Origin of the sequence: Variovorax sp. WDL1, from assembly GCF_001541225.1 — a bacterium.
In the GTDB taxonomy this organism is placed as follows: domain Bacteria; phylum Pseudomonadota; class Gammaproteobacteria; order Burkholderiales; family Burkholderiaceae_C; genus Variovorax.
Genome location: NZ_LMTS01000092.1, coordinates 18,343 through 35,475, shown reverse-complemented (window position 1 = coordinate 35,475; position 17,133 = coordinate 18,343). Strand labels below are relative to the sequence as shown.

Here is a 17,133-nt window from a genome sequence, read left to right as displayed (position 1 = left end):
GAAGATGGCATTCGTCGAACCGGTCACCTTGAGATCGCGCGGCGTCGCGCTGGTGCCGCTGGCACTGGCGCACGAAGAGGGCCTGCGCGCCGCGGCCGCCGACGGCGAGTTGTGGAAGATCCGGGTCACGTCGGTGCCGCAACCGCAGGACACGCGCGGCTACATCGAGGCGGCGCTCGCAGGCCGCGAGGCGGGCCACCGCTTCGCCTTTGCCGTGACCGACGAGGCGAGCGGCACGGTACTCGGGTCGACCAGCTTTCACGACATCCTGCCCGCGGTGAAGCGCGTCGAGATCGGCTACACCTGGTACGCCCGGCGCTGCCACCGCACACACGTCAACACCACCTGCAAGCTGCTGATGATGACGCACGCCTTCGAGACGCTGGGCTGCCACGTGGTGGGCTGGCGCACCGACAACTTCAACCATGCCTCGCAGCGCGCGATCGAGCGCCTGGGTGCACACAAGGACGGCGTGATCCGCGGCCACGCGTTGCGCCGCGACGGCACCATCCGCGACACCGTGATGTACAGCCTGCGCTCGGGCGAGTGGCCCGAGGTGCGGGCCCAGCTGCTCTACCTGCTGGACAAGCCGCGTCCCGAAAACCGGAGTGATTCGCCATGCTGATCGACTTCTTCTACACCCTGCGCTCGGCCAAGCTGCCGGTGTCGGTCAAGGAATACCTGAGCCTGCTGGAGGCGCTGCAGGCCGACGTGGTCGGCCCGAACTCGGAGGACGCCTTCGGGCTCGACGACTTCTACTATCTTTCGCGCACCGCGCTGGTGAAGGACGAAAAGCACTACGACAAGTTCGACCGAGCCTTCGCTGCCTACTTCAAGGGTGTGGAGCTGGTGACGGACTTCACCAAGGAAGTGCCGCTCGACTGGCTGCGCAAGACGCTGGAGCGCGAGTTCACGGCCGAGGAGAAGGCCAAGATCGAGAAGATGGGCTGGGACGAGCTCATGGAGACGCTCAAGAAGCGCTTCGAGGAGCAGAAGGAGCGCCACGAGGGCGGCAACAAGTGGATCGGCACCGGCGGCACCTCGCCTTTCGGGCACGGCGGCTACAACCCGCAGGGCATCCGCATCGGCGGCGCGGGCAAGAACAAGAGCGCAGTCAAGGTCTGGGACCAACGCGCCTACAAGGACTACGACGACAGCCAGGAACTGGGCACCCGCAACATCAAGATCGCGCTGCGGCGACTGCGCAAGTTCGCCCGCGAAGGCCACGAGGACGAGTTGGACCTGGATGAGACGATCCACAAGACGGCAGCCAACGCCGGCTACCTCGACATCAAGATGCGGCCGGAGCGCCACAACAACGTGAAGGTGCTGCTGCTGATGGACGTGGGGGGCACGATGGACGAGCACATCCAGCGCGTCGAGGAGCTGTTCTCCGCAGTCAAGACCGAGTTCAAGCACCTGGAGTTCTACTACTTTCACAACTGCGTCTACGACTTCATGTGGAAGAACAACCGGCGGCGCTTCTCCGAGAAGTTCGCCACCTGGGACATCATTCGCAAGTACAACAAGGACTACAAGCTGATCTTCGTCGGCGACGCGACCATGAGCCCCTACGAGATCCTGCAGCCGGGCGGCAGCGTCGAATACAACAACGAGGAGGCTGGCGCCGAGTGGATCCAGCGGCTGACCCACACCTTTCCGAAGTTCGCCTGGATCAACCCCGAGCCGCAGGGCGTCTGGCAGTACCGGCAAAGTATCGCGGTCATGCAACAACTCGTATCGCACCGCATGTACCCGCTGACCCTCAAGGGCCTCGAAGAAGCCATGCGGCTGCTCTCCAAGTAGGCGCCTGCGACGCCTGGGATACCTTTCCGACCCGTTACGGTCGGAAAGAATGCGAAAAAAGTTGTCACAGCGCCGAGACCTAGGGTTACATTTAACACCTAAGGATTCAAATAAGGCGCCTTGTTGACACGGCGCCCTGTTGGAGGTGTTGCGCCATGTCTGCCGTACTTTCGCTGCCGCTCGAGGCGCCCGTTCTTGAGCAAACGCTGCCGCCGGCGGCACCGGAGGCGCTATTCCCGCCCGACGACTACGTGAGCATCCGCGGCGTGCGCCTGCCGCGGACGGAGCTCGTCGATCGTTCCCTGTTCTCGGCGGCACAGCGGGATCGGCTTCGCAATGCTTTGATGGCCGCCTCCCCCTTCCCGCACCTGGTGCTGGAGAACTTGTTCAACCCGAAGCTGCTGGAACTGGTGGCCGAGGAATTCGATGCCCAGCCCGGAACCTCCTGGACGGAGGTCAAGAGCCGCTACGAATCCACCCGCCGTTCAGTGCTCGGTCCGGCGCTCGGCCCGGCAACACAGCTTTACTTCGACACGGTCCATTCCGGCTGGTTCATCGACTGGCTTTCCTCGCTGACCGGAGTGCCCTACCTGCTGCCCGACCCCAAGCTGTTCGGCGGCGGGCTGCACGAAAGCCGCACCGGCGCGACCTTTGCCGTGCATCGCGACTTCAATCGCCACCGCCACCTCGGGCTGAAGAACGAGATGGTCTTCATCACCTATCTCAACAAGGGATGGAGCCCGGACTGGGGCTCCGGCCTGGAGCTCTGGGACAAGAAGAACGACCGCTGCGTCAGCACCGTGCAGCCTGAATTCGGCCGCACCATCCTGCTGCCGCATGGCCCGATCAGCTACCACGGGCACACAAAGCCGCTACAGGCGCCGGACGGCCGCCCGCGCCGCTCGGTCGCCGCCTACTACTACAGCAGCCCGCTGGCCGGCAAGCAGCACGGCGATGAATCGGCGTCGGTCTTCATGAAGACGCATCGCGTGGACCGGGCGAAGGCGGTCGCGCGCATGCTCACACCGCCGGTGGTCTGGCTGCTGGCACGGAAGGTCACCGGCCGCGCTTGAACGGCAGGCCGCGGCTCCCGCCTACGGCGCCCGCGCCGGGCATGCTGTCAGAATGGCCGCATGCTCAGGGTGTTTGGGTCACTCGCGCCGGCGTGGATGCCGGCGTTTTTTTGTGCAGGCCTACTTCTGCTGCTGCAGGGCTGCAGCCTGCTGCCGAAGAGCGAGCCGGCTGAGTCCGCCGCGAGCGCCCGGCCCGTGAGCGGCGACAAGCCGGCCGGCACGCGCGAGGCCTTCAGCGTCGCGGTGCAGGCGCCCGACGCAGTGCGCGAGTACCTCGAGCGCCACCTCGAAATCCAGCGCTATCGCCAGATCGACGACCTGGGTGCCACCGAGCTCTCGCGCCTCATGGTGGCTGCCGAAGGCAATGCGCGCGAGCTGCTCGCGACCCTGGGCTATTTCGCGCCCGCACTCACGCTGGAGCTGAACGAAACGCCCGCAGCCAAGACGCCGCGCGAGGTGCGCATCAAGGTCGATCCGGGCGAGCCCACGCGGGTGCGCCAGGTGCAGATCGACTTCAGCGGAGCGATCGCAGCCGATGCCACCGCTGCGGCCCAGCGCGAGGCAATCCGCAACGACTGGCCTTTGCGCGCGGGACAGACCTTCACCCAGATCGGCTGGGACAACGCCAAATCTGCCGCGCTGCGCAGCCTGACGGCCAAGCGCTTCCCGACCGGCAGCGTGGCGCTGAGCCGCGCGGAGATCGACGCAGATCGCGGCGAGGCCAGCCTGCGCGTCGACTACCGCTCGGGCCCTGCCTACCGCTTCGGTCCGATGGAGGTGCGCGGCAACGAGCGCTACGACGCCGACGCCGCGCGTCGCATCGCGCGCGTGCCCACCGGCAGCGACTACGACCAGCAGAAGCTGCTCGATGCGCAGCAGCGCCTGGCCAGCAGTGGCTACTACGACTCGGTCTTCCTGACGCTCGACACCGACGGCAACAACCCCCTCTGGGCGCCCGTGATCGCCCAGGTGCGCGAGGCGCCGCTGCAGAAGGTGGTGCTGGGGGCCGGCTTCACGACCGACAGCGGGCCGCGGGTGTCGCTGGACCACATCCACAACCGCATGCCCCTGCTGGGCTGGCGTGCCGTCTCCAAGCTGTCGGTCGACCGCGAAACCAGGTCACTGGGCACCGAGTGGAACGCCGTGCCCGACGACAAGGGCTGGCGCCGGTTCGGCGCAGGCCAACTCAAGAGCGAGACCTCCGGCAGCTACGAGGTCGACAGCGGACGGCTGCGCGGCGGCCTGGCCAAGTCGAGCGACCACATCGACTACACCTACTTCCTGCAGTATGACTACGCGAAGAACCGCGGGATCAACGCCCCACCCTCGGCCTCGGCACTGTCGGTGAATTGGGGCTGGACCGGGCGCTACTTCGACGACCCGGGAGTGCCGACGCGCGGCCACGGGCTGGCGCTGGAGCTCGGCGCCGGCTACACCCTGACGGGCGAGCACCTGCCCTTCACGCGCATCTACGGCCGCTGGCTCGGCATCGTGCCGCTGGACTGGGGCGCGACGGGCGACAGTGCCAGTGCAGCGCGCAGCAGCCGCCTCCAATTGCGCGCGGAGGCAGGCGCCTTGACCGCCAGGCAGAGCGCGCAAATCCCGGCCACCCTGATGTTCCTGACCGGCGGCGACACCACGGTGCGCGGCTACGGCTATCGCCAGATCGGCACCGAGCGCAGCGACGGCCAGATCATCGTCGGCCGCTACATGACGGTGGCGAGCGTCGAGTGGCAGCGGCCCTTCGTCTATCGAGGCAAGCTGACGGAGTGGGAGAGCGCGGTCTTCATCGATGCAGGCGCGGTCGCCGACCGGCCTGGCGATCTCAAGACCAAGGTCGGCATCGGCGTGGGCGCGCGCTGGCGCAGCCCGGTGGGTCCGGTGCAGGCCGACGTGGCCTATGGCGTCGACACGAAGAAGTTCAGGCTCCACCTGCGGCTGGGCTTTACGTTCTGAACATGGAGCTGGACACGCAGACCTCCTCCCCTCCGCTCGCGCGCTCGCGCGGCCGGCGAGTCGTGCGCGCCGTGGCGTGGAGCCTGCTTGCCCTGATCCTGCTGGCAGGCGTGCTCACGGCTGGCGCCTGGTGGTGGCTGGGGTCGAACCAATCGCTGGCCTTCGCGCTGGCGCGGGCGGCGCGTTACCTGCCGGCGGGCCAGACCCTGGAGAGCCGCGAGGTCAGCGGCTCGCTGCGCACCGGCGGCCGCATCGGCTGGCTGCGTTGGCAGAGCGAAAGCCTGGCGGTGGAAGTGCACGAGGCCACCATCGGATGGCAGTTGGCGCCCCTGCTCAAGCGCAAGGTTCAGCTCGGCGAGTTGCATGCTGCGCAAGTGCTGATCGAGCACCGCGGACCGGTGGAAGACAAGCCGCCGGAGCCCTTGGCGCCGATCGTGCTGCCGGTGGATGTCGAGCTTCCGTTTCGCATCGACACGCTGCGCTGGGCCGGCCCACCTGCGCTTCGGGCGAACCAACTGGCAGGCAGCTATCGCTATGCCGGCAACGAACACCGGCTCGTGGTCCAGGGCGTGGACATCGCCGAGGGCCACTACGGCGCGCGCGTCACGCTGCAAGGCCCGGCGCCGATGGCTCTCGATGCTGCGCTCGAGGGCCGCGTGCGCGCGCCGCTGGCCGAAGGCCGAGACATAGAGGTGCTGGCCGAGGCCACCGCCAAGGGCACGCTCGCCACCGCCGATGCCCGGCTGGCCGTGGCGGCCCAGATCAAGCCCGCCGATTCCGGAACCGCAACGCCAATGGAGGCGCAGCTGCAGGCCAACATTGCGCCGTGGCAGCCGCAGCCGGTGATCGACGCCCGGGCGCAGCTGCAGAACCTCGATGTGGCTCTCCTTTGGCCCGAAGCGCCGAGCACGCTGCTGAGTGGCGAAATCGAAGCCGGCCCCGACAGCAGCGCGCCCACCGGCAGCACGGTGTGGCAGGCCCGCGCCGACATCCGCAACGCGAAGCCCGGCCCGTGGGACAGAGGCCGGCTCCCTGTCGAGCAGGTCCAGGTCCGTGCCAGCTTCGACGGCAGCACCTGGACCTTGCCCGAGGCCACGGTGCGCGCCGGCAGCGGCCGCATCGAGGCCCAAGGCCAATGGAGCCCGTCGCCTTTGCCTTGGCAGGCCCGCGCTCGGGTTCACGGCGTACGGCCCGGCGCGCTGCACAGCGAGCTGGCCGGGGCGCCGGTGAGCGGCAATGTCAGCGCCGAGCAGCGCGGCGAGGCGCTGCTCTTCGATCTCGCGCTGCAGACCAACGGCGGTGCCGGCAGCAAGGCGCTGCAGGGCCTGCGGCTCGACCGCGCGTTGGCCCGCGGCCAGTGGCAATCCGAGGTGCTGGACCTGCGCACGCTGCGCATCGACGCGGCCAATGCGAGCCTCGAAGGCAAGCTGCAGGTGCGCGTCGCCGAGCAGGCCGGCAACGGCGACCTGAAGCTCGTGGTGCCGGGCGGCAGCGCACAACTGCAGGGCCGCATCGGACCGGCCAGCGGCGGCGGCGAGTTCCGGGCCCGCGTCGACGAGGCAGCCACCCTGCAACGCTGGGTGGAGAGCCTGCCTGAACTCTCGGCTGTGTTCGCGGGCAGCAGCGCACAAGGCAGTGCCCAGCTCGACGCGTCGTGGAAAGGCGGCTGGCAGGCAGTGCAGCGTCGGCTGCAGAACGGGAGCACGCCGGCGCCCCGCGGCAGCGCCGAGCCGACCCTCGAGGCCACGCTCTCGGCGCCTCGCCTGGCGCTACGGCTGCCACCGCCTGGCAACGACCCGGCCCCGGCGAGGGAGATCCAGCTGCGCGACCTGCGGGCCGAGCTGGCCGGCAGCCTCGCCCAGGCCACCTTGGCACTCAAGGGCGAAGCCGGTAGCGGCACTCGGAAGCTCATCCTCGACGCGCGCGCCAGCGGCGGCCTGGAACGTGCGAACCAATGGCGTGCCTCGATCGCCACCCTGACCCTGCAGGCGCAGGACAGCCAGCGTCCCGGACCGTGGACGCTGGAGCTGGAACGCGCGCTCGACATCGCCCTGAAGAGCGACGACGCCGGCCACCTCGAGGTGGAGGCTTCGGCCGCCAGCGCCACGCTGCGGGGCCCGGCGCCGGGGACCGTGCGCATCGACTGGGAACCGCTGCGCTACAGCCACACCGGCGCCGCGCCTGACCGGGCCTTCCGGCTGCGTTCGCAGGGCCGCTTGCGAGGCCTGCCGATGGCCTGGGCCGAGGCGGCGGGCGGCAGCGCAACGTTGGCCGAGATGGGCATCAGCGGCGACCTGCTGTTCGACGGCGACTGGGACATCGACGCTGGCGACACGCTGCGCGCCCGCGCCCGGCTCGCGCGCGCCAGCGGCGACATTCGCGTGCAGGCCGGCGAGGCCGCGCTGGTCACGCGCATCGAAAGCCGTGGCACTGGCGCCGCGAGCGAGCGCAAGATGAATGCGGCGGCGGAAGGCCCCAGCACGCCCGCCGGCCTGCGCCAAGCCGAACTGGGCCTCGACGCCGAAGGCAACACCGTGCGGGCCAACCTGACCTGGGACAGCGAACGCGCCGGCCAGATCCGCGCCGAGGCCAGCACGCTCGTGCTGCAGCGCGCCGGCGGCTGGCAATGGGCGCCGGACGCTCCGCTCGCAGGACGGGTGACGGCGCGGCTGCCCAATCTCGGTGTCTGGTCGATGCTGGCGCCCCCTGGCTGGCGCGTGGCGGGCACCCTGGAGGCCGACGCGGCGCTCTCGGGCAACCGCGCTCTGCCGCGCTGGAACGGCACGCTGTCCGCCGACCAGCTCGCGCTGCGTGCGCTGGTCGAAGGGCTGGACCTGCGCGACGGGCGCCTGCGTGCGTCGCTGAGCGGCGAGCGCATCGAGATCACGGAATTCACCCTCAAGGGCGGCGCCGGCAGCAGCACCCGCATCCCGGGGCAGAGCGGCAACCTCAGCACCGCGGCCAGCGAGGCCGCCAGCGGCGGCGGCACGCTGTCGGCGCGCGGGGAGCTGAGCTGGGGCGCGGCACCGGCCAGCGGTACTGGCATCCGCATGGCCATGCAGGCCCAGCTGCGCGCGCTGCGCGTGCTGGTGCGCACCGATCGCCAGGTGACGCTTTCGGGCGATCTGCAGGCGCGGCTCGATAACGGACAGTTCAATGTGCGCGGCAATCTCAAGACCGACCGGGCGGTGATCATCCTGCCCGACGAGAGCGCGCCCGGCCTGGGCAGCGACGTGGTGGTGCGCTCGGCCGCCAGGGATCGAGAGGCGGCCGAGGCCGCGCAGCGCCGCACGGTCAGCGAGGACGCGCAGGCCGCCAAGGCGCAGACCGCGAAGCCCCCGGACATCGCCGTGGGGCTCGACCTCGGTGAGGATTTCGCGGTGCAGGGACGCGGGCTGACGACGCGGCTGGAAGGCAAGCTCGAGATCCGCAGCACCGCGCTGAACGCGCCGCCGCGCATCACCGGCGAGGTGCGCACCGTCAAAGGCCAGTACCGCGCCTACGGCCAGCGGCTGGATGTCGAAACCGGAATCGCCCGCTTCAATGGCCCCTACGACAATCCGGCACTCGACATCCTCGCCATACGGCCCAATATCTCGCAGCGTGCCGGCGTGCAGATCACCGGCAGCGCGCAATCGCCGCGTGTGCGCCTGTATTCGGAGCCCGTGTTATCCGACGCGGAGACCCTGTCATGGGTGGTGCTGGGCCGCGCCTCGGCCACCAGCGGCGGGGAATCGCTGCTGCTGCAGCAGGCCGCGCTGGCGCTGCTGGGCCGGCTTGGCTCGGGCAGCCACGGCGGCGGACTCGCAAGCCGCTTCGGGCTGGACGAGATCGGCTTCAAGGGCCCCGGCAACGGGGGCGACGTGCGCGATTCGGCCGTCACGGTGGGCAAGCGCTTGTCGAAGGACTTCTATCTGACCTACGAGCGCAGCCTCTCGGGCACATTGGGCAGCCTGTTCATCTTCTACGACCTCACGCGCCGGCTCACGCTGCGCGGTCAGGCCGGCCAGCAAAGCGGCATCGACCTGATCTACACGGTGAAATACGATTGAGGCCGCCGAGCTGTTAAAGTCGCCGCCGCCTCAGTCCTCGTAGTTCAATGGATAGAACGGGGTCCTCCTAAGACTCAGATACAGGTTCGATTCCTGTCGAGGGCACCAGTAAGGTATTGATTTTGTTTATGTTTCCCGCTGACCGGGACGGCTTCGGGACAACTCAATGAAATCGTCGCGCCCGTCGGGCCTCGTCCAGCGAAGTTGCGTCATTTGCGGCAAGCAATTTTGGTTGCCTCAGTGGCGAGCATCCGACGGTCGAGGGAGGTGCTGCTCCCTTCTCTGCGGCAGCCGCTACTCCACCCAGTTCCTTGCGAACGCATGGAAACCTGAGCACCTAGCGCTGATTCTGCGTCTGAAGGAGGACGGACTTTCGGATGCCGAAGTGGGCGCCCTGATCGGCAGAAGTGCCGATGGTGTGGCAAGGCAGCGAAGCAAGCTGGGCGTTACAGCAACACGCATGCCTCCATGGACCGCTGAGGAGATTGTCATGTTGCATGAGCTCGCCCCCGTGTTTTCTGATCGGGAGATCTCAGCGCTACTGGGTCGCTCTTCAGTAGCGGTCAACATGAGAATTCACGCTCTGGGCATTCAACGACCCGTCTCCTTCTACATCGAGCGCAACAGATTCCGCCCCCTCTATCCGCCAGAGTTGCGAGAGGTCATCGCCCTCCAAAACAAGGTCAAGCGAAAACTCAATGATGCAGAGAACAATTGCAGATCTCAGAGAGAAACTGTTCGGGCAGCTCGAAGAGCTAAGTGACACGAGTAAAAAGGTTGACCTTCGTCGTCATCGCCTCAGGGTTGACGTGTCGCAAGCCATCATCGATTCCGCCAGGGTGGAAGTTCAGCTCGCCGCGGTGCTGAAGGGCGGACTTGACGTGCCATTCGTGGAAGGTCAAACGTCAGAGCGCTTGCCGGGAAGTGCGGCAAAGCCGCCGCTGCCCGCTCCAGTCGTTTCGCCGATGCAGCGCACCGCCGAGCTGCTCCAGGGCGGCCCGGACGCTGGGCACCCGTGGCGTAGAGATCAAGCCAAACGACGCGCCTGAGCACCGTACGCGATGCCCGGCGCTAGCTATGCGGGGTGCTGTTGAGTTTCAAGCTTGCCGGGTTCCCAATAGGTCATGGCAAGGTACAGGAGCTGCTGGACAGCCAAACGCCCGGGGGCATCGCTCTGCAAAGGCCACGTCTCAACGCCAGGTGAAGGGGTCACCGAGGCATGCGGATCGCCGTCAAAGCGCGGAGAATGGCAACAGTCCATGATGCCTTGAGCGTCCGTCAGCGCCTTGCCTTGGATGGCTGCGACCGGCACTACTGCTAGCGCACCGAGCTTCGTAGGCTTTACGTCGCCTGGCGGGCGAGCTAAAAGCCACGTACGTAACGTTGCGAGCTTGGCTGAATACTCCGCCGGCTCAGGATGAAGAAATTCTAGCCAATTTACCGAAACAGAGGCTTCGTGGCCCTGCTCACCATAGCGAAGTTCGAATGCAGCCGTTGTAGGCTTTCCACCGTCGCATTGCGAAGCCCGACATGTTCGCGCAACTGAATCAGTAATTGGAAGCGGCACTTGCAGCGCGAGAAATAATTTGAGCAGCCGAGCGGTGATCGGCAACAAAGAAAGCAATCTGGCTCTTTCCCCAATCTCTCTTTAACTGCTCACCCGATTTGACCGTAATTGCAAAATCAATCTCGTATCGGTCAGCAAACCGAATCGAAAGACATTTTCCTTCTATCTCCCAAGTCGCCACCAATCGCCCATCCGATTCTGCACCGAGAGACGGCATCCGGGCGGCGGGCTGGTATTGCATGAAGCAAGCAAACCCCTCACGCGAGTTCTCATCCAAAGGCCGAGAACACTCCTCAAAGAACATCAAGTCGAGCTCAATCAATTTTCGCTCGATTGACTGGCGCGATGTCACGTCTGCGGCATCTCCGCCTACCGCCGCGTACAATGTCGAATCGCTAAATCGAAGACCACTCCACTCACGGCGAGCATCAGAAAGACCGCTTGCTTTGAATGAACTTGGTGCTGTTTCATATGTCATATCAGGACCTTAGCTCCCAAAGTGAGTGCATATTCGAGGAAGTTAGATCTTTGAATCCTGCGACTAGAAAGTCGTGTGCTTTTACTATCCACCTGTCGTAGGTCTCACCTTCTATAATGGGGCCTCGAACAGCCAACTCAAGCTTTATGGCCTCCTGCTTTGTAGCCATATTTTTTGCTGGCTGAAGTACCACTTCGAGGGTGCTCGAACCATCAGGCAAAGGAAAGGTCAAGCTTCGATTAAATCCGGCTGGCGGAGGAAGAAAGCGATCTCCCTCATTCCAAAAGAAATCCCTCAAGGAATTTTGGGCGATTGCAGCAACCGATCCAGGCTCGCCGTCTATGTAATTCACATAGGTGATTTCCCCACCAATGGTCTGCAATTTAATGCCCGTTAATTCGCCTACGACATCGTCGAGAACTGCCCAGATCTCTTGACTATCCTTAAGTAGCTGGGGGAAACGCGGATACTCACCGCCTCCGGGTCGACTACGCCAGTTGTAGTAGAACCGATTCTGTTGCAACTGCACAAGCAACGCCTCGTCCTGAGAGACATACCACACTCGCGGCAACATACTGAGCGGATTTAGTTGAAGCATTTCGTGTGGCGCATAGATAGGCTGCACATGCTCAACTTTTGGAAAGCGGTCGCGGATTTTGGCCCAGAAAATTCCGTGATACGGCGCTAAGAAGTCCGGCCGATGCAGAAAGTTGCGACCTAAGACAACCTCGTTGATCGGAGGTTTTCCAAAGGTGATGGGTTCAGGCACGTTCGCTCCTCATGTGGCGCACTGTAGCAAGAAAGCCTGCGCAAAATCTCGCCTATGGCAGACGCGACCCTTAGCCGCGGCCTTTTTGCGCGGATCATCCGTGCTCCGTCATCGCCGGCTAGATGAAGCCTACTCCTTCAACGGGCGTGCGTTGAGGTCGGCCGGCGACGCGCGTTGACTCGCTTGCCTTGACGAGATTGGTGTTCCTACACGCCCAGCTCGCAGAGACCGTGCGCTCTTGGCCACAGCCCTTCCCAATCCGAAGAAGCCATGGCCTGAAACGGGACGCCGCCTACACAGAGCACAGCGGCTGAGGGCAATCTGTTGGCACGTATAGGAGAACTACATGGCAGACGACAAGACCAAGGTGGGCGGCCAGGACCGCAACCGCATCAATCTGAACCAGGACTACGAGGTCAGGGACTGGACCCAGTCGCTTGGCGTCACCGAGGACGAACTGCGCAAAGCGGTCGCTGCGGTGGGGAACCAGGCCGACAAGGTTCGGGAGTACCTGAAGGCGAAGTGACGGTAAAGCTTCCGATCTCGGCCGAGCGGCTCGTGGCGCCGCTGCGCAAGGGCTCGGCTGCTGGAACGGACAAGCCTACTTCGCGGCTGGCGCCAGTACGAAAGGGTGCGCGCCGCGTCAGTTCGAGTTCGAAATGAAGTAATGCGTGGTCAGCGCTCATGATGGCGCCATGGTTAGATCACTCGCCCTTCTTTTGACTCCGCTGGTCACCCTAGGTCTCGTGTATGCCTTCGGCATCGGTGCGCTGATCACATGCGTTGTGCTCGCCTTTCTTACGTTGATGCTCTCAACAGGAAATTCGAACACGACGCTGCGAAAGAACGTCGCCGCGACTTCGGCCACACGACTGTGGCGGCCGGGCTATACGGTCGCAGGCGCGCCCTTTCGGCAGCACGAGCTATGGCGCTCGGCTGATTGCGGCGCCAAGTCGTTCAATCAGAATAGGGTACGGTTTCGGCAACACCCTACGCGGCAATCCGAGACTGCGAGGACCCTCCGGACGAACGAAAGTTGGCGGAGGGCCCTTCGTTATGCGCCCTCCTCCCGAATGGTCACGGCGGCAACTGGTCGAGGTGGTCTATGGTGTCGCGCAGTCGGACCAAGGCTCGCAGCGTCTCAGCGAACGCTTCTTTGCTGATCCCTTGCTCGGCAAGCATGTTAAAGACGAACGCCTCAAAGGCATCGCCGATGGGGCCTTCGAGCATCTGGTGTTCTTCCAGGATCACGTTGCCGCGGAGCAGCAGATCCGCCATGGCGCGCGCGACGGGGGCATGTGCATTGTCGAAAGCATCGATGAGCCGCTCGAACTCTTCAGGTGTTGCTGGCATGGGAGCATTTTGCAGCTCCTAAGGCTCGGCACCTTCGGCTGCGCGCTAGAAGAGCGTCGGCTCCTCGGCCGCTGGCGGCTCCTTCGGCTGGGCGCGCGCCGGTTTGGGCTTCGGCTGCCGCGGCGGGTCTGGCGGCGCCGGGGCGGCGTCGAAGATCTCGGCCGGCGCAAGCTTGAGCAGCTGCTGCGCCTGCTCGACGGTGCCCTCCAGCCACTGATCGAAGTCGGCGGCCTCGATCGGGACCACCGACCGCTTGTCCTGGCGCTCGAGCGGCAGCACCTGCTTCGTCGCAGGGTCCACCTCAGGCTTATGCATGCGGCCCATCAGCGGGTGTCCGTCGGCGTTGAGCGTCAGCATGGTGTAGCTTTCGAACTCATCGCCCGTTGCCTTGTCGACCCAGACGTTCCAGAGGCCTGCCAGGCCCCAGGGCTCGCCATCGGCGCGCCGGAAGCGCCACCACTCGCAGCGCGGGAACGGCCGGTCGTGCTGGCCCCAGTACGGCTCATCGAAGCTTGCGGCAGGGATGATGCAGCGCTGGCCACGCTTCCACGGGTCCTTGTAGCTGGCCTTTTCGGCCAACTCCTCGCTACGGGCGTTGTTCGTCGGGTACTTGAGCTTCGGCTCCTTGGCGAACCAGGGGATCAGGCCCCATTGCCCCACCGCAAGTTCGCGCTCGTAGCCCACGGCGTCGCGGCGGCGCCGGACGAAGGGCCCGGGTGCTCTGGGAAAGATGTCGCGCACCCACAGCGGCGCTTGGCGCGCGCCAATGTGCCAAAACCGTTCGATTTCCTTGATCTCCGGGCTCTCGTATCGATTGCACATCCGCGAGATTCTGCGACAAACTATACTGGATGCAAACACAGTATGAGAGTTCGAGTATCCCTGATGCGCAACGCCGGGTGCTGGCTCACCTGGAATCAGAAGCCACGCCAGTTCGAGGGCACGCTGCTGAGCAGCCGCGCCAGCAACAAGGGAGACGAGCAGGGCGTCACCTACATCTATTTGGCTGACCACGGCCCGAGGTTGTATGACGCGAAGGTCAAATCGGTGTTCGCCAACGAACTGCGGATCGTTGGCGTTGAGAAGCATGAGTCGGCTTGGGTGCTGCAGGAGTGGAACTGCGAAATCCTCGCCGACTAGACGCGCGGTCTTCAAGGGAACCAGTCTTGGCCGTCCCCGCTTTCATCACGCTGCACGGACTGCCTCTTCCGCTCCTCCTCCTCATTAGCCGCTCTGCGCCGCCTCTCCCGGTCGAGATCGTCGAGAGAGCCTAAGTAAATCTCAGGTTTGTCCATGGCCATCGCCAGTTTGATCATCGCCTTCACCTGCTCCTGGGAGGCATGCATCGGAAACTCAATCGATCGCCCGTTCGCCCCTGTAATCGACACTTTTTGAGCGTTGCGCCCCGAAAGGTAGGTGCACAAGCCAGTGATCGCAGCGCCAATCACCCCGGCACCGGCGGCCACAAGCGCCACCGTGATCGCGCCGTAGACCTCGCCAGGCCCGGGCTTACGACCGCCATAGGTGAACTGTTCTCCTACCTCAGAAATCTTGAACTTCTCAAGACCGAGTTCGGCAGCGCTCGGCTCGTTCTTGCCAGCGTATCGAATCGTGATCTGCTCTTCCTTGGCCATGGTTCACCCTCTTGAGTGCGGCAAACCGCCGCGCCGCACCACTTTTCGCGTTCCTGAGAACCGAAGTCAACCCCACATGCGGCTGCCCGCTACTTTCCGGCCTGCTCGGCAATCTTGCGCACCGCGTCCCCACTCGCCTTGCTGCCCCGGCTGGAGCCAATGAAGTAGGCGATGGCGCCCGTCAGACCGGTCTCGACAGTCGCATAGGCCCGCACGATCAGCGCCCTGACGAAGTCGTCGGCCGGGAGCGTCCCGAAGTAGAACGCGGAGAACGTGCCGGCCCAGAGCAGGAATAGCACGAACAGGATCACCTGCGGTGTCGGGTCGCGAGTGGCCACCTGCCGAGCTCGCGCGTCCTGCACGTCCTTCAGGTAAGCGTCCTCGGCCGCTTGGTTGATCTTCAGCACATCGATGTCGAGCTCGCGCATGCGGATGGCCAGCGCGTTGGCGGCCTGCTTGATTGCGACGATCTGCTCGGGCCCGAGCCGGCCAGTGGACAGCGCAGCCGCCAAGTCATCCTCGGTGGCGTCTCGATTCCCTAGCAGGGCTGCGCCAAGCTCCGCAACTGCTGCGCCTACCAGCGGGCCGCCGAGTGCGGTCCCAAGCACCGGTGCTATACCAGCGACCAGCTTCTTCCAGTCGAAGTCAGCCATGGTCGAGCACTCCCATCGCGCGGCGCGCAGTTGCATGATTGCCCGGCCACTTCTCCGGGTGCGGTCGTCCCGGGCGCCAAGTCCTCATGTAGAGATCCCAGCCCCCATCGGCATCGTTTACCGCAGGCAGCGGCTTCGGGTCGGAATACAGCAGCAGCCGCGCGAAGCCGCAGGCCAACAAGTCGTCGGTCTCCAGCTTCGCCCAGATGGCCCAAGCGTCCCAGGGCACTCCGCGCTCGGCGCAGAGTCGGTGCGCGTGGCCGGTTGTGGCGTGGTGGTTCATCACCCCCTTGACACCGCCGCCGCTCTCGAACTGCCACAGGCCGCGCGCGGGCCCGTTGCCCATCTGCCGGCGCAGTTGCCGAGGGTCTTCCTGCAGGGTCATCGCCAGGAGCTGCACGCGTGCCTTCAAACTGTCCATGGCGAGCGGCAGCATCGCGAGGCCCGGATTCAAGATTCGGGCGATCACTTCGGTTAGTTCCATCTTGCCCCCTACGAGAGATCGCCAGGCTTGGTGAATTGCCCCTCGGCCCAACGCTTGATGCGTAGTCCCCACTCGGTTTCTTCGCGCCACCACTTGCGAACCAGGTAGACGATCTGCAGCACCACCAGCACCCCAGTAAGGAATGCAGTCCAGCTGATCTGCGAGTACCACGCGATGCCGCCAGCAGGCGCTGTGCGCACCGCGAGTTCGACGGCGATGTCCTTGATTTCCTGCTTCATTCGCCGCCCTCCTCGCCTTCGATTGGGCGAAGCTCCCACCGGCCGCCCTCCAAGTCTTTGGGGTCCGGCACATGGAAGGGCAGCTCCTTCGCCGCATCGAACTTCGGCGGCGCGATGCGCGTTGCGAACGCGGGACACTGGAGCTTGCCGGGTTCGAGCTGGTCGAAATCCGCGGGGATGCCTCCTGTGAAGTGGCGCGTTTGGGCGTGATAGCTGAAGACGTACATGCGCGGCGCCTCTCTCAGTACTTGATGTAGTAGGGAAACGCGATGTTTCGCGGCCGGCCATCGGCGCCGCCGCTGTTGTGGATCGTGATCCCGACCCCAGAAGCGAAGATGGCAATCCCGGTGCCGTTGGGACCGATTGAGATGTTGTGGCTGTGCGCGCCGTCCGCGCTGGTGCCAGAAGGGCCCGTCATCAGGGCCGCTGTTGCAGCGCCTGGCCCGAGAGACAACGTGTTCTGCGAAGCGTTGTAGGCGTGCGTGTGCGAGCCCTGGATGTCCGCCGAGGCGCTGTGCCCGTGGCCCGGGTCGGAGACACCGTGAGCGTGCGTGGGGTCGGTGTAGCCGTGGCCGTGAATGACGTTCTCGTGATCCTGAAAAGCTCCAATGGCGCGACCGGGGTCGAAGCCGCGGGACTCATCCAAGTTCCGCAGAAACAGGCCGCGAAGATCCGGCACGCGAAAGTTTGAGACGCCGTCGCCTGTCGAGAACTGCCCCTGCCATGTGGTGCCGGCCCCCCAGATAGCCTCGGTCGTGATGCAGCCCGAGGCCGCAGCGAAGGCCCAAAGCGCGGCATAGGTGGTGCGGCTCACGACTTGGCCGTTCATCTTCAGGTAGCCTGGCGGCGCGTTCAGGGTCGGCGCCCGGACCATGGTCCCGACCGCAACGCCAGCGCCGTCGCGCAGCTGTGCGATGAAGCTCAGCGCGTAGCGGATCGCGTCGTCTAGCGTGGATGGGAGGTCGCTGCCGTCCGGGCCGTTGAGGGCCGGGTTCGTGCTGCAGGCTGCAAGGGTGGTGGTTACTGCCATGAAGGAAGCTCCAGAAATGCGAAAACCCGCCGAAGCGGG

General features: G+C 65.2%; 18 protein-coding genes and 1 tRNA gene. 9 read left to right on the top strand and 10 right to left on the bottom strand.

The genetic code is table 11. The annotated features are described in order from the left end of the window. The first annotated feature begins 4 nt into the window (after positions 1-4). The 7 genes from APY03_RS13290 to APY03_RS13260 all read left to right on the top strand — a co-directional run bounded on the left by APY03_RS13290 (position 5) and on the right by APY03_RS13260 (position 9,936). Entirely contained in the window at positions 5-625 is a 621-nt protein-coding gene (locus tag APY03_RS13290) for a GNAT family N-acetyltransferase (protein WP_068677547.1), read from the top strand. Continuing rightward, positions 619-1,806 carry a vWA domain-containing protein gene (locus APY03_RS13285; protein ID WP_068677545.1) on the top strand — a complete coding sequence of 396 codons (1,188 nt, stop codon included), beginning with the start codon at positions 619-621 and terminating at the stop codon, positions 1,804-1,806. The genes APY03_RS13290 and APY03_RS13285 overlap by 7 nt, the downstream gene beginning before the upstream one ends. Before the next feature lie 155 nt (positions 1,807-1,961). Continuing rightward, a complete protein-coding gene (locus tag APY03_RS13280; RefSeq protein ID WP_068677543.1) occupies positions 1,962-2,879 on the top strand; it encodes a 2OG-Fe(II) oxygenase in 918 nt (305 codons plus the stop codon). A 60-nt stretch (positions 2,880-2,939) separates the two neighbouring features. Continuing rightward, positions 2,940-4,835: an autotransporter assembly complex protein TamA gene (locus APY03_RS13275; RefSeq protein WP_068677541.1), complete on the top strand. Its 1,896-nt coding sequence runs from the start codon at positions 2,940-2,942 to the stop codon at positions 4,833-4,835. A gap of 2 nt (positions 4,836-4,837) precedes the next feature. Beyond that, the gene (locus APY03_RS13270) at positions 4,838-8,887 is read left to right on the top strand and encodes a translocation/assembly module TamB domain-containing protein (protein ID WP_068677539.1); all 4,050 of its coding nucleotides are present in this window, start codon (positions 4,838-4,840) and stop codon (positions 8,885-8,887) included. 33 nt (positions 8,888-8,920) lie between these two features. Further along, positions 8,921-8,995: transfer RNA gene (locus APY03_RS13265), tRNA-Arg, on the top strand. Between the two features lie 593 nt (positions 8,996-9,588). Further along, positions 9,589-9,936 carry a hypothetical protein gene (locus tag APY03_RS13260; RefSeq protein WP_232324248.1) on the top strand — a complete coding sequence of 116 codons (348 nt, stop codon included), beginning with the start codon at positions 9,589-9,591 and terminating at the stop codon, positions 9,934-9,936. A 498-nt stretch (positions 9,937-10,434) separates the two neighbouring features. On the opposite strand, the gene APY03_RS41420 is transcribed toward APY03_RS13260, so the two are convergent. Further along, a complete protein-coding gene (locus tag APY03_RS41420) occupies positions 10,435-10,932 on the bottom strand; it encodes a hypothetical protein (protein ID WP_146039392.1) in 498 nt (165 codons plus the stop codon). 1 nt (position 10,933) lies between these two features. Further along, positions 10,934-11,701: a TIGR04255 family protein gene (locus APY03_RS40165; RefSeq protein ID WP_083944328.1), complete on the bottom strand. Its 768-nt coding sequence runs from the start codon at positions 11,699-11,701 to the stop codon at positions 10,934-10,936. Between the two features lie 346 nt (positions 11,702-12,047). On the opposite strand from APY03_RS40165, the gene APY03_RS13255 reads away from it, so the two are divergent. After that, complete coding sequence (locus tag APY03_RS13255) at positions 12,048-12,227, top strand: DUF3606 domain-containing protein (RefSeq protein ID WP_068677534.1); 180 nt, start codon at positions 12,048-12,050, stop codon at positions 12,225-12,227. Between the two features lie 551 nt (positions 12,228-12,778). On the opposite strand, the gene APY03_RS13250 is transcribed toward APY03_RS13255, so the two are convergent. Together APY03_RS13250 and APY03_RS13245 are read right to left on the bottom strand one after the other, a co-directional pair. After that, positions 12,779-13,054 (bottom strand): hypothetical protein, encoded by a 276-nt coding sequence (locus APY03_RS13250; protein ID WP_068677533.1) that lies wholly within the window; start codon positions 13,052-13,054, stop codon positions 12,779-12,781. A 45-nt stretch (positions 13,055-13,099) separates the two neighbouring features. Next, the gene (locus APY03_RS13245) at positions 13,100-13,876 is read right to left on the bottom strand and encodes an SOS response-associated peptidase (RefSeq protein ID WP_068677531.1); all 777 of its coding nucleotides are present in this window, start codon (positions 13,874-13,876) and stop codon (positions 13,100-13,102) included. 63 nt (positions 13,877-13,939) lie between these two features. On the opposite strand from APY03_RS13245, the gene APY03_RS13240 reads away from it, so the two are divergent. Then, positions 13,940-14,194: a hypothetical protein gene (locus APY03_RS13240; protein WP_068677529.1), complete on the top strand. Its 255-nt coding sequence runs from the start codon at positions 13,940-13,942 to the stop codon at positions 14,192-14,194. A gap of 11 nt (positions 14,195-14,205) precedes the next feature. Here APY03_RS13240 and APY03_RS13235 read toward each other — a convergent pair whose 3' ends face one another. From APY03_RS13235 to APY03_RS13210, 6 genes are all read right to left on the bottom strand, one after another. Beyond that, a complete protein-coding gene (locus tag APY03_RS13235) occupies positions 14,206-14,688 on the bottom strand; it encodes an effector-associated constant component EACC1 (RefSeq protein ID WP_068677527.1) in 483 nt (160 codons plus the stop codon). 89 nt (positions 14,689-14,777) lie between these two features. Further along, positions 14,778-15,341, bottom strand: a complete 564-nt coding sequence (locus tag APY03_RS13230; protein WP_068677525.1) for a hypothetical protein — start codon at positions 15,339-15,341, stop codon at positions 14,778-14,780. Then, entirely contained in the window at positions 15,334-15,825 is a 492-nt protein-coding gene (locus tag APY03_RS13225) for a hypothetical protein (protein ID WP_068677523.1), read from the bottom strand. Before APY03_RS13225 ends, APY03_RS13230 begins: the two co-directional genes overlap by 8 nt. A gap of 8 nt (positions 15,826-15,833) precedes the next feature. After that, positions 15,834-16,064: a hypothetical protein gene (locus APY03_RS13220; RefSeq protein WP_068677521.1), complete on the bottom strand. Its 231-nt coding sequence runs from the start codon at positions 16,062-16,064 to the stop codon at positions 15,834-15,836. Next, a complete protein-coding gene (locus tag APY03_RS13215) occupies positions 16,061-16,291 on the bottom strand; it encodes a hypothetical protein (RefSeq protein ID WP_068677519.1) in 231 nt (76 codons plus the stop codon). Before APY03_RS13215 ends, APY03_RS13220 begins: the two co-directional genes overlap by 4 nt. Before the next feature lie 14 nt (positions 16,292-16,305). After that, positions 16,306-17,094, bottom strand: a complete 789-nt coding sequence (locus tag APY03_RS13210) for a hypothetical protein (protein WP_068677517.1) — start codon at positions 17,092-17,094, stop codon at positions 16,306-16,308. Positions 17,095-17,133: the final 39 nt, after the last annotated feature.

Coding starts and splice junctions, on each gene's coding strand:
- APY03_RS13285 (WP_068677545.1), top strand. CDS start 619: ATGCTGATCGACTTCTTCTACACCCTGCGCTCGGCCAAGCTGCCGGTG.
- APY03_RS13260 (WP_232324248.1), top strand. CDS start 9,589: ATGCAGAGAACAATTGCAGATCTCAGAGAGAAACTGTTCGGGCAGCTC.
- APY03_RS13250 (WP_068677533.1), bottom strand. CDS start 13,054: ATGCCAGCAACACCTGAAGAGTTCGAGCGGCTCATCGATGCTTTCGAC.
- APY03_RS13210 (WP_068677517.1), bottom strand. CDS start 17,094: ATGGCAGTAACCACCACCCTTGCAGCCTGCAGCACGAACCCGGCCCTC.
- APY03_RS13280 (WP_068677543.1), top strand. CDS start 1,962: ATGTCTGCCGTACTTTCGCTGCCGCTCGAGGCGCCCGTTCTTGAGCAA.
- APY03_RS13220 (WP_068677521.1), bottom strand. CDS start 16,064: ATGAAGCAGGAAATCAAGGACATCGCCGTCGAACTCGCGGTGCGCACA.
- APY03_RS13215 (WP_068677519.1), bottom strand. CDS start 16,291: ATGTACGTCTTCAGCTATCACGCCCAAACGCGCCACTTCACAGGAGGC.
- APY03_RS13270 (WP_068677539.1), top strand. CDS start 4,838: ATGGAGCTGGACACGCAGACCTCCTCCCCTCCGCTCGCGCGCTCGCGC.
- APY03_RS13235 (WP_068677527.1), bottom strand. CDS start 14,688: ATGGCCAAGGAAGAGCAGATCACGATTCGATACGCTGGCAAGAACGAG.
- APY03_RS13240 (WP_068677529.1), top strand. CDS start 13,940: ATGCGCAACGCCGGGTGCTGGCTCACCTGGAATCAGAAGCCACGCCAG.
- APY03_RS13225 (WP_068677523.1), bottom strand. CDS start 15,825: ATGGAACTAACCGAAGTGATCGCCCGAATCTTGAATCCGGGCCTCGCG.
- APY03_RS41420 (WP_146039392.1), bottom strand. CDS start 10,932: ATGACATATGAAACAGCACCAAGTTCATTCAAAGCAAGCGGTCTTTCT.
- APY03_RS13245 (WP_068677531.1), bottom strand. CDS start 13,876: ATGTGCAATCGATACGAGAGCCCGGAGATCAAGGAAATCGAACGGTTT.
- APY03_RS13290 (WP_068677547.1), top strand. CDS start 5: ATGGCATTCGTCGAACCGGTCACCTTGAGATCGCGCGGCGTCGCGCTG.
- APY03_RS13275 (WP_068677541.1), top strand. CDS start 2,940: ATGCTCAGGGTGTTTGGGTCACTCGCGCCGGCGTGGATGCCGGCGTTT.
- APY03_RS13230 (WP_068677525.1), bottom strand. CDS start 15,341: ATGGCTGACTTCGACTGGAAGAAGCTGGTCGCTGGTATAGCACCGGTG.
- APY03_RS13255 (WP_068677534.1), top strand. CDS start 12,048: ATGGCAGACGACAAGACCAAGGTGGGCGGCCAGGACCGCAACCGCATC.